General features: G+C 64.3%; 6 protein-coding genes and 3 tRNA genes. 4 read left to right on the top strand and 5 right to left on the bottom strand.

Annotated elements, in window-relative coordinates; genetic code table 11:
• Positions 1-2: 2 nt before the first annotated feature.
• The 3 genes from FQ664_RS08855 to FQ664_RS08840 form a co-directional block, all read right to left on the bottom strand.
• Positions 3-78, bottom strand: a tRNA-Val gene (locus tag FQ664_RS08855).
• Between the two features lie 249 nt (positions 79-327).
• Positions 328-401 (bottom strand) — tRNA-Asp (locus tag FQ664_RS08845).
• A 13-nt stretch (positions 402-414) separates the two neighbouring features.
• Positions 415-490, bottom strand: a tRNA-Val gene (locus FQ664_RS08840).
• A 217-nt stretch (positions 491-707) separates the two neighbouring features.
• Here FQ664_RS08840 and rdgC point away from each other — a divergent pair.
• Complete coding sequence (rdgC, locus tag FQ664_RS08835; RefSeq protein WP_144171603.1) at positions 708-1,628, top strand: recombination-associated protein RdgC; 921 nt, start codon at positions 708-710, stop codon at positions 1,626-1,628.
• Between the two features lie 265 nt (positions 1,629-1,893).
• Positions 1,894-2,211 carry a quaternary ammonium compound efflux SMR transporter SugE gene (gene sugE, locus FQ664_RS08830; protein WP_023379200.1) on the top strand — a complete coding sequence of 106 codons (318 nt, stop codon included), beginning with the start codon at positions 1,894-1,896 and terminating at the stop codon, positions 2,209-2,211.
• Positions 2,212-2,220: 9 nt separating this feature from the next.
• Here the strand turns inward: sugE and FQ664_RS08825 are convergent, their stop codons facing one another.
• The gene (locus FQ664_RS08825) at positions 2,221-4,098 is read right to left on the bottom strand and encodes a 1-acyl-sn-glycerol-3-phosphate acyltransferase (protein ID WP_144171602.1); all 1,878 of its coding nucleotides are present in this window, start codon (positions 4,096-4,098) and stop codon (positions 2,221-2,223) included.
• Positions 4,099-4,412: 314 nt separating this feature from the next.
• Between FQ664_RS08825 and FQ664_RS08820 the strand changes: the two genes are divergently transcribed.
• Both FQ664_RS08820 and FQ664_RS08815 read left to right on the top strand, forming a co-directional pair.
• Complete coding sequence (locus FQ664_RS08820; protein ID WP_144171601.1) at positions 4,413-5,591, top strand: MFS transporter; 1,179 nt, start codon at positions 4,413-4,415, stop codon at positions 5,589-5,591.
• Between the two features lie 225 nt (positions 5,592-5,816).
• A complete protein-coding gene (locus FQ664_RS08815; RefSeq protein ID WP_144171600.1) occupies positions 5,817-9,293 on the top strand; it encodes a hybrid sensor histidine kinase/response regulator in 3,477 nt (1,158 codons plus the stop codon).
• On the opposite strand, the gene FQ664_RS08810 is transcribed toward FQ664_RS08815, so the two are convergent.
• Entirely contained in the window at positions 9,265-10,638 is a 1,374-nt protein-coding gene (locus FQ664_RS08810; RefSeq protein WP_178090968.1) for a DNA recombination protein RmuC, read from the bottom strand. The genes FQ664_RS08815 and FQ664_RS08810 overlap by 29 nt on opposite strands.
• Positions 10,639-10,858: the final 220 nt, after the last annotated feature.

The raw sequence follows: 10,858 nt of genomic DNA, 5'->3' as shown, positions 1-10,858 counted from the left end.
AGTGGTGGGTGATGACGGGATCGAACCGCCGACCCTCTGCTTGTAAGGCAGATGCTCTCCCGGCTGAGCTAATCACCCATGTCTCTCGGTGTGGCGCGCATTCTACGGGCGACTTTGCGCTCTGGCAAGCACTTATCGAACTTTTTGCAAATTTCGGTAAAACACCAAATCGCAGGCACAAAAAAAGCGACCCTAAGGTCGCTTTCTCTGTTTCTTCCGGGTGTTCAGTAGGCCCTGGAAGTTAAATATGGCGCAGCGGACGGGACTCGAACCCGCGACCCCCGGCGTGACAGGCCGGTATTCTAACCGACTGAACTACCGCTGNGGCGCAGCGGACGGGACTCGAACCCGCGACCCCCGGCGTGACAGGCCGGTATTCTAACCGACTGAACTACCGCTGCGCTAAACATCGAGTGGTGGGTGATGACGGGATCGAACCGCCGACCCTCTGCTTGTAAGGCAGATGCTCTCCCGGCTGAGCTAATCACCCTTCGTCTCGGTGTGGCGCGCATTCTACGGACGCCCCTGTACCCTGGCAAGCACTTTTTTTACTTTTTTCAAAAAAAACCTCAGGTCTTTCAAAGACCTAGCGTTGTCACCTGCATCTTTACATCCAGCAACAGCTACTGGCACTCCGACAGGGTTGGCCTGAGAGCCCCGCTCGGAGAATAATGCCCGCCTTATGCATTAAGGAGAGATTGCCCCTCATGTGGTTCAAGAACCTGCTGACCTACCGTCTGACCCAGGAAGTCCCGTTCGAGCCTGAAGCGCTGGAAGCGGCCCTGGCCAGCAAGCCGGCCCGCCCCTGCGCCAGCCAGGAGCTGACCACCTATGGTTTCGTCGCACCGTTCGGCAAAGGCGAAGACGCTCCCCTGGTGCATGTCAGCGGCGAGTACCTGCTGATTGCCGCGCGCAAGGAAGAACGCATCCTGCCTAGCAGCGTGGTCAACGACGCGGTGAAGGAAAAGGTCGAAGAGATCGAGACCGAGCAGATGCGCAAGGTCTATAAAAAGGAACGCGACCAGATCAAGGACGAGATCATCCAGGCCTTCCTGCCGCGCGCGTTCATCCGCCGCTCGATGATCTTCGCCGCCATCGCTCCGCGCCTGGGCATGATCCTGGTCAACTCGGCCAGCGCCAAGCGCGCCGAAGACCTGCTGTCGACCCTGCGTGAAGTAATGGGCTCGCTGCCGGTGCGCCCGGCCACCGTAAAAATCGCACCGGTTGCCACCATGACCGAGTGGGTCAAGTCGCAAGCGGCTGCCGAAGGCTTCTATGTGCTGGACGAGTGCGAACTGCGCGACACCGCCGAAGACGGCGGCATCGTGCGCTGCAAGCGCCAGGACCTGACCGGCGAGGAAATCCAGTTGCACCTGAGCACTGGCAAGGTGGTCACCCAGCTGGCCCTGGCCTGGCAGGACAAGCTGTCGTTCATTCTGGATGACAAGATGGTGATCAAGCGCCTGAAGTTCGAAGAGCTGCTGCAGGAACAGGCCGAGCAGGATGGTGGCGACGAGGCTGCCCAGCAGTTCGATGCCAGCTTCCAGTTGATGATGATGACCTTTGCCGAATTCCTGCCGGTGCTGTTCGAGGCACTGGGTGGCGAGGAGATTCCGCAAGGGGTCTGATTGGCATGAAATGCCGGTGCTGGCCTGAAAGTGACTTTTCGCCTGCACCGGCCCTTTCGCGGGTGAACCCGCTCCCACAGGTACTGCACAGGTCTGAACGTTGTGGAGATCCCTGTGGGAGCGGGGTTACCCGCGAAGAGGCCGCACAGGCTTGCCCAGAGGGCCGCATATGGGCACCATGGCACCCACTGTGAGGACGACCTCACGACGCAGCGCGTGACCATTCCGGGGACGACCCCATCATTTGCAACGATGGAGACGCACCATGTCCTGGATCATCCTGTTCTTCGCCGGCCTGTTCGAGGTCGGCTGGGCGGTCGGCCTGAAATACACCGACGGCTTCAGCAAGCCGCTGCCCACCGTACTCACCGTCGCCGCCATGGCCATCAGCCTGGGCCTGCTGGGCCTGGCCATGAAAGAGCTGCCGCTGGGCACCGCCTATGCCATCTGGACCGGCGTCGGCGCCGTCGGCACGGTGATCGCCGGCATCATCCTGTTCGGCGAGTCCATGGCGTTGGTACGCCTGGCCAGCGTGGCGCTGATCGTTACCGGCCTGGTCGGCCTGAAAGTCAGCGCCAGCTAACCCCCTCCCCTAGCGCAGGTTGCCGCGCAAGCGGCTGACCTGCTCACGCAACGCCTCTGGCTGCGCCGCCTCCACCGGGATGGCGACGCCTGCCACGATGGTCACCCGCGACCACAGGCGCTTGAAAAAGCCCTTGGCCGGGTCACGGCTGAAGAAGCTGCCCCACAGCCCCTGCAAGGCCAACGGAATGACCGGCACCGGGGTTTCTTCGAGGATGCGATTGACGCCGCCCTTGAACACATCGATTTCGCCGTCCCCGGTCAGCTTGCCCTCCGGGAAGATGCATACCAGCTCGCCATCGGCCAGGTACCCGGCAATGCGCTCGAAAGCACGTTCGTAGATGGCCAGGTCTTCGTTGCGCCCGGCAATCGGGATGGCACCTGCGGTGCGGAACACGAAGTTGAGCACCGGCAGGTTGTAGATCTTGTAGTACATGACGAAGCGTATCGGCCGGCGGATGGCCCCGCCCAGCAGCAGCGCATCGACGAACGACACGTGGTTGCACACCAGCAACGCCGCGCCTTCGTCGGGGATGCGCTCGAGGTCGCGGTGCTGCACGCGGTACATCGAATGGCTGAGCAGCCAGATCAGGAAGCGCATGGTGAACTCGGGGACGATCCTGAAGATATAGGCGTTGACCGCGATGTTGAGCAGCGACACCACCAGAAACAGCTGCGGGATGGTCAGCTCGGCCAGGCCCAGCAGGATGATGGTAAGCACTGCCGACACCACCATGAACAGGGCATTGAGAATGTTGTTGGCGGCGATCACCCGGGCGCGCTGGTCATCGGCCGTGCGGGCCTGGATCAGTGCATACAGCGGCACGATGTAGAAGCCGCCGAACACCCCAAGGCCGACGATCGACAGCAGGATCCACCAGGCTTGGCCCATGCCCAGCAGCGCCAGCCAGTCGTGTGGCGCCGCCGCAGCCGGCACATCGCCGGAGTGCCACCACCACAGCAGGCCGAACAGGCTCAGACCGAACGAGCCGAACGGCACCAGGCCGATTTCCACCTTGCGCCCGCTAAGCCGTTCGCACAGCAGCGAACCCAGGGCGATCCCCACCGAGAACAAGGTCAGCACCAAGGTCACCACAGTGCCATCACCGTGCAGCCAGTCCTTGGCGTAGGCCGGGATCTGCGTGAGGTAGATGGCACCGACGAACCAGAACCACGAGTTGCCGACGATCGAGCGCGACACCGCCGGCGGCTGCCCCAGCCCCATGCGCAGGATCACCCACGACTGCTTGAAGATGTTCCAGTCCAGCGGCATTTGCGGTGAGGCGGCAGCAGCCCTCGGGATCCAGCGGCTGGCCAGGTAGCCGAGTACCGCAGTGCCGACCACGCCACCGGCCACTACCGTGGCATAGCTGTCGGCTGACATCATCCCCCCGGCGCCGATGGTGCCGGCGAGGATAGCCAGGAAGGTGCCGGTTTCCACCAGCCCGTTGCCGCCGACCAGTTCTTCCTCGCGCAGGGCCTGCGGCAGGATCGAGTACTTCACCGGGCCGAACAGCGCCGAGTGGGTCCCCATGCCGAACAGCGCCACCAGCATCAGCGCCAGGTGGTTGGTGATGAAGCCGAGCGCGCCGATCGCCATGATCACGATCTCGGCAAGCTTGATCGCGCGTATCAGCGCGTCCTTGGCGAACTTCTCGCCAAACTGCCCGCCCAGCGCCGAGAACAGGAAGAACGGCAGGATGAACAGCAAGGCGCACAGATTGACCCAGATCGAACGGTCACCGTCGCCCAGGCTGAGCTTGAACAGGATCGCCAGGATCAGCGACTGCTTGAACAGGTTGTCATTGAAGGCACCCAGCGACTGGGTGATGAAGAACGGCAGGAAACGCCGCTTGCCGAGCAAGGTGAATTGCGAGGAGTGACTCATCGTCCTTGGTCCTGAGGGCTTTTCAATTGGAGGCGCGCCGGGCGCGACAAGCCACAAATCTGCATGGGAAATGCGCGGGTTGGCAAGCGCGGGCAAGGTCTGGGCAGTGACTACAGACAATTTGCCGGCGTCGGCAGTGGTTGTGTAGCAAGCCTGTTCCGGCGCTATCGCCGGCAAGCCAGCTCCCACAGTGATTGTGCATGACTTGAGGGCAATGCGGTCAAGGTGGGAGCTGGCTTGCCGGCGATGGGCTGCAAAGCAGTCCCCATGTGGCATATGCTCCGATTCGGCTATTCCACAACAAGGACGTGGCAATGCTCGCCGCCATGAAACGCTACCCGCACACCGTACGCCTGCTGCTTACCACCACCTTCATCCTCACCGTCGCCCGCGCCCTTACCCTGCCCTACCTGGTGGTGTACCTGGCCGACAACTTCCAGCTGCCGATCAGCCAGATCGGCCTGCTGATCGGTGGCGCGCTGATCATCGCCTCGCTGCTGAGCCTGTATGGTGGCCACCTGGTGGATACCTTGCGCAACCACACACTGGTCAGCGCCAGCACCCTGCTGTTCGCCCTGGCCTTCGTCGGCGCGGTCGTCAGCAATTCGGCGCTGCTGTTCTTTCTCTGCCTGGTCCTGATCAACCTGGCCCTGGCAGTGGTCGACATCGCCGCCAAGGCGGGCTTCTGCGCGTTGCTGCCGGTGGAGGAACGGGCCGAAGTGTTCGCCATCAAGTACACCCTCAGCAACGTCGGCTACGCGGCCGGCCCGCTGCTGGGCGTGGCCATGCTGGAGCTGAACGATCATATGCCGTTCATCGCCTCTGCCCTGCTCGGCCTGGCTATGTGCCTGGCCTACTGGCGCCTGGGTGACCGCAGCCTGCAGGCCAGTGCGCCGGACAAGCGCGGGGTCGGCTTTGGCCAGGTGGCGCTGGGGCTGGCCCGTGACCGGCGGCTGGTATGCTTCACCCTGGGCGGGGTGCTGAGCGCAGTGGTATTCGGCCAGTTCACCGCCTACCTGTCGCAGTACCTGGTGGTGACCAGCAGCCCGAGCGAGGCGGCGCGCCTGGTCGGTTACCTGGTGACCACCAATGCGGTGACGGTGATTGCCCTGCAGTACCTGATCGGCCGACGCATCAGTCGCCAACGCCTGATTCCCTGGCTGCTGGCCGGCATGGGCCTGTTCATCGCCGGGCTGCTGGGCTTTGCCCTGGCCGGCTCGGCGCTGGCGTGGTGCCTGGCGATGCTGGTGTTCACCCTGGGCGAGATCATCGTGATCCCGGCCGAGTACATGTTCATCGACCTGATCGCGCCGGAGCACTTGCGTGGGGTGTATTACGCTGCGCAGAACCTGTCCAATCTCGGCGCAGCGCTGGGGCCGGTGATGGTGGGGTTTGCCCTGGTGCACCTGTGGCCGGGGGCGATCTTCTACCTGCTGGTGTTGTCGGTGATACTGGCGGGGGTGTTTTACTGGCTGGGTACCCGCAGGGGTTGAAGGTGGCTGTGCCGACCTCTTCGCGGGTGAACCCGCTCCCACAGGGACCGCGCTGTCTTCGATGCCTGTGCAGTACTTGTGGGAGCGGGTTCACCCGCGAAAGGGCTGGCACAGGATAGCCCTGCGACCACCTGCCACTGCGACCATCGTCGGCGCTGACGAAGCGGCACCTGCGTGCCAGACTGATTGATCGGGACCGCGTTATCTTTTTGCTTCGGAGTCTTCATGTCGTTGTCCAGCGGGCTGATCGCCGTGGTCGCCCTGGCCTATATGGCCATCATGTTCGCCATCGCCTTCTATGGCGACCGCCGCAGCACACCGTTGCCGCCGAAGCTGCGTGCCTGGGTGTACAGCCTGTCGCTGGCCGTGTACTGCACCAGCTGGACCTTCTTCGGCGCGGTCGGCCAGGCCGCCGAACAGCTCTGGGCATTCCTGCCGATCTACCTGGGCCCGGTGCTGTTGCTGGTCTTCGCGCCCTGGGTGCTGCAGAAGATGGTGCTGATCAGCAAGCAACAGAACATCACCTCGATCGCCGACTTCATCGCCGCTCGCTACGGCAAGTCGCAGACCCTGGCAGTGGTCGTGGCGCTGATCTGCCTGGTCGGCGTGCTGCCATACATCGCCTTGCAGCTCAAGGGCATCGTGCTCGGCGTCAACCTGCTGATCGGCGCCAATGCCGACGCCACCGGCACCCGCGTGCAGGACACCGCGCTGGTGGTGTCGCTGGTACTGGCACTGTTCGCCATCGTCTTCGGTACCCGCAGCCTGGACGTGACCGAACACCACCGTGGCATGGTCCTGGCGATTGCCTTCGAATCGCTGATCAAGCTGCTGGCCTTCCTCGCCGTGGGCATCTTCATCGTCTTCAACCTGTATGACGGCTTCGACGACCTGTTCAGCCAGGCCCGCCAGTCCATCCATTTGCAGGACTACTGGCAAGAGACCATCAACTGGCCGTCGATGGTGGTGCAGACCGCCGTGGCGATGATGGCGATCATCTGCCTGCCACGGCAGTTCCACGTCACCGTGGTGGAGAACATCGAACCCCAGGACCTGCGCCTGGCACGCTGGGTGTTCCCGATGTACCTGGCGCTGGCCGCGCTGTTCGTGGTGCCGATCGCCCTGGCCGGGCAGATGCTGCTGCCGGGCACGGTGATCTCCGATTCGTTCGTCATCAGCCTGCCGCTGGCCGAGGCACACCCGAGCCTGGCCCTGCTGGCATTCATCGGTGGCGCCTCGGCGGCCACCGGCATGGTCATCGTCGAGGCCGTGGCGCTGTCGACCATGGTTTCCAACGACATGCTGCTGCCCTGGCTGCTGCGCCGTACCAACGCCGAACGGCCGTTCGAGGCATTCCGCCACTGGATGCTCTCGGTACGCCGGGTAACCATCGTGGTGATCCTGCTGCTGGCCTATGTCAGCTACCGCCTGCTGGGTTCCACCGCCAGCCTGGCGACCATCGGCCAGATCGCTTTTGCCGCCGTGACCCAGCTGACCCCGGCCATGCTCGGTGCGCTGTACTGGAAGCAGGCCAACCGCCGCGGCGTGTTCGCCGGCCTGGCCGCAGGTATTTTCCTGTGGTTCTACACCCTGGTGCTGCCGATTGCCGCGCACAGCGTGGGCTGGTCGCTGCAGCTGTTCCCGGGGTTGGCGTGGCTGCACGGCAACCCGCTGAACCTGCCGATCAGCCCGCTGACCCAGGGCGTGGTGCTGTCACTGGCGGGCAACTTCACCCTGTTCGCCTGGGTCTCGTTGCTGTCGCGCACGCGGGTTTCCGAGCATTGGCAGGCCGGCCGCTTCATCGGCCAGCAGACCAGCGCCAGGCCCAGCAGCAAGCCGCTGCTGGCTGTGCAGATCGACGACCTGCTGACCCTGGCCTCGCGCTTTGTCGGCGAGGAGCGCGCCCGGCAGAGCTTCATCCGCTTCGCCTACCGCCAGGGCAAGGGATTCAACCCCAACCAGAACGCCGATGGCGACTGGATCGAACACACCGAACGCCTGCTGGCCGGTGTCCTCGGCACCTCGTCGACCCGCGCCGTGGTCAAGGCCGCCATCGAAGGCCGCGACATGCAACTGGAAGACGTGGTGCGTATCGCCGATGAGGCCAGCGAGGTGCTGCAGTTCAACCGCGCCCTGCTGCAAGGCGCCATCGAAAACATCAACCAGGGCATCAGCGTGGTCGACCAGAACCTGCACCTGGTAGCCTGGAACCGCCGCTACCTGGAGCTGTTCAACTACCCCGACGGGCTGATCAGCGTGGGCCGGCCGATTGCCGACATCATCCGCTACAACGCCGAGCGCGGCCTGTGCGGCCCGGGCGAGGCGCAGGTGCATGTGGCGCGGCGCCTGCACTGGATGCGCCAGGGCCGTGCGCACTCCTCCGAGCGCTTGTTCCCCAATGGCCGGGTAATCGAACTGATCGGCAACCCGATGCCGGGCGGCGGCTTCGTCATGAGCTTCACCGACATTACCCCGTTCCGCGAGGCCGAGCAGGCCCTGCGCGATGCCAACGAAGGCCTGGAACAACGGGTGGCGGAACGCACCCATGAGCTGTCGCAACTGAACCAGGCGTTGTCCGAAGCCAAGAGCCATGCCGAAGCGGTGAGCCAGTCCAAGACCCGCTTCCTGGCCGCGGTCAGCCATGACCTGATGCAGCCGCTGAACGCCGCCCGGCTGTTCTCCGCCGCCTTGTCGCAGCAGGCCGAGGGCATGAACGAAGAGGCCCGCCAGCTGGTGCAGCACATGGACAGCTCGCTGCGCTCGGCCGAAGAACTGATCAGCGACCTGCTGGACATCTCGCGCCTGGAAAACGGCAAGATCACCCCGGATGCCAAGCCCTTTGCCCTCAACGAACTGTTCGACACCCTGGGCGCCGAGTTCAAGGTGCTGGCCGCCGAGAAGGGCCTGGAGTTCCGCCTGCGCGGCAGCCGCCTGCGGGTCGACAGCGACATGAAGCTGCTACGGCGGGTGCTGCAGAACTTCCTGACCAACGCCCTGCGTTATGGCAAGAGCCCGATCCTGCTGGGCGCACGGCGCCAGGGTGAACAGTTGTGGCTTGAGGTGTGGGACCGCGGCCCGGGCATCGCCGACGACAAGCTGCAGGTGATCTTCCAGGAGTTCAAGCGCCTGGACAGCCACCAAACCCGCGCCGAGAAGGGCCTGGGCCTGGGCCTGGCGATCGCCGACGGCCTGTGCCGGGTACTGGGGCACCAGCTGGAGGTGCGCTCGTGGCCGGGCAAGGGCACGGTATTCCGCGTCTGCGTGCCGATTGCCCGACAGGCTGCCCCGGCGCCAAGCGCACCGGTGGAACAGGGTGGCCAGCCGCTGGCTGGCTTGCAGGTGCTGTGCGTGGACAACGAAGACAGCATCCTGATCGGCATGAACAGCCTGCTCAGCCGCTGGGGTTGCCAGGTGTGGATTGCGCGCAACCACGCCGAATGCGAGGCGCTGCTGGCCAAGGGCATGCGCCCGCACCTGGCGCTGGTGGACTACCACCTGGACGACGGCGAGACCGGCACCGGGCTGATGGGTTGGCTACGCGCGCGCCTGGGTGAACCGGTGCCGGGCGTGGTGATCAGCGCCGACGGCAGCAAGGAAACCATCGCCATGGTGCATGCCTCAGGCCTGGACTACCTGGCCAAGCCGGTCAAGCCGGCGGCCCTGCGCGCCATGCTCAATCGCCATCTGAGCCTGGTTCAGTAAGCGCTGCGTCCGGCAACGCCTCGTCGGACAGCGCCCGCTCCAGCAGGTCGGCCGGCAGGCTCTTGCTGGCGCGGGCGCCCAGCAGCTTCAACTGTTCGCTGCGGCTGACCAGGTTGCCGCGCCCTTCGCACAGCTTGTTACGCGCGGCGGCATAGGCCTTGTCCACCTGCTGCAGGCGGCTGCCCAGTTCGTCCAGGTCCTGGATGAACAGCACGAACTTGTCGTACAGCCAGCCGGCACGCTCGGCGATCTCGCGGGCGTTCTGGCCCTGGCGTTCCTGCTTCCACAGGCTGTCGATCACCCGCAGGGTAGCGAGCAAGGTGGTCGGGCTGACGATCACGATCTGCCGGTCGAAGGCTTCCTGGAACAGGTTCGGCTCGGCCTGCAGGGCTGCCGAGAACGCTGCTTCGATCGGCACGAACAGCAGCACGAAATCCAGGCTGTGCAGGCCTTCGAGGCGGTTGTAGTCCTTGCTCGACAGGCCTTTGACGTGGCTGCGCAGCGACTGCACATGCTGCTTGAGCGCAGCCTCGTCGTTGCCGGCGACGAACTGCTGGTAGGCGGTGAGGCTGACCTTGGCATCCACCACCACCTGCTTGTCACCAGGCAGCATGATCAGCACATCAGGCTGGTAACGCTCGCCATCGGCGCTCTTCAGGCTGACCTGGGTCTGGTATTCGCGGCCCTTTTCCAGGCCGGCATGCTCCAACACCCGCTCGAGGATCAGCTCACCCCAGTTGCCCTGGGTTTTCTGCCCCTTCAGGGCCTGGGTCAGGTTGGTGGCTTCGTCGGACAAGCGCAGGTTGAGTTGCTGCAGGCGCTCCAGCTCCTTGCCCAGCGAGAAGCGCTCACGGGCTTCCTGCTGGTAGCTTTCCTCCACACGTTTTTCGAAGGCCTGGATGCGCTCCTTGAGTGGGTCGAGCAACTGGCCGAGATGTTGCTGGCTGGTCTGGGCGAAGCGCTGCTCGCGCTCGTCGAAGATCTTGGTAGCCAAGTCGGCGAACTGGGCGCGCAGGGTGTCGCGGGCTTCCTGCAGGTCTTCCAGACGCTGCTGGTGGCTTTCCTGCTGCTCACGCAATTCGGCCTCCAGGCGTGCGCTCTGGGCTTCCAGGCGGCGCAGCTCGGCTTCGCGGTTGGCACGCTCGAGATTCCAGGCATGGCCGGCGTCACGGGCATTGTCGCGATCAATCTGCAGCAGTTCCAGCTCACGGCCCTGGGCAGCCAGCTGGGTCTGCTTGACGGTGTTGGCTTCGCTGAGGTCGCTGACCTCGTCACGGCTGGCGTCCAGTTGCGCCTGCAAGCCGGCCTGGGCCAGTTGGGCAGCATTGAGGCGCTCTTCCAGCAAGGCCTGCTCGCTTTGCCGCGCGCCCTGGCGGCGCTGCACCTGCATGACCCACCCCAGGCAGGGTAAAGCACCCGCCACCAAGCCCAGCAGAATGCTGGCCAGATCCACTGTCATGCTTACCCCGATCGCTCTGTTGCAAATTGAATGCAGCTTATCAGCCCGGCAGGTGTGTTGCCTGTTCCGGCCTCTTCGCGGGTAAACCCGCTCCTACAGGGATCGC

It is taken from the genome of Pseudomonas persica, from assembly GCF_900291015.1.
Lineage (GTDB): Bacteria > Pseudomonadota > Gammaproteobacteria > Pseudomonadales > Pseudomonadaceae > Aquipseudomonas.
The sequence above is the reverse complement of the archived record's forward strand: the minus strand, read 5'-3'. Positions and strand labels throughout refer to the sequence as shown.

Bases quoted from the DNA above. Each gene is read 5' to 3' on its own strand.
- rdgC (WP_144171603.1), top strand. From the start codon at position 708: ATGTGGTTCAAGAACCTGCTGACCTACCGTCTGACCCAGGAAGTCCCG.
- sugE (WP_023379200.1), top strand. From the start codon at position 1,894: ATGTCCTGGATCATCCTGTTCTTCGCCGGCCTGTTCGAGGTCGGCTGG.
- FQ664_RS08825 (WP_144171602.1), bottom strand. From the start codon at position 4,098: ATGAGTCACTCCTCGCAATTCACCTTGCTCGGCAAGCGGCGTTTCCTG.
- FQ664_RS08820 (WP_144171601.1), top strand. From the start codon at position 4,413: ATGCTCGCCGCCATGAAACGCTACCCGCACACCGTACGCCTGCTGCTT.
- FQ664_RS08815 (WP_144171600.1), top strand. From the start codon at position 5,817: ATGTCGTTGTCCAGCGGGCTGATCGCCGTGGTCGCCCTGGCCTATATG.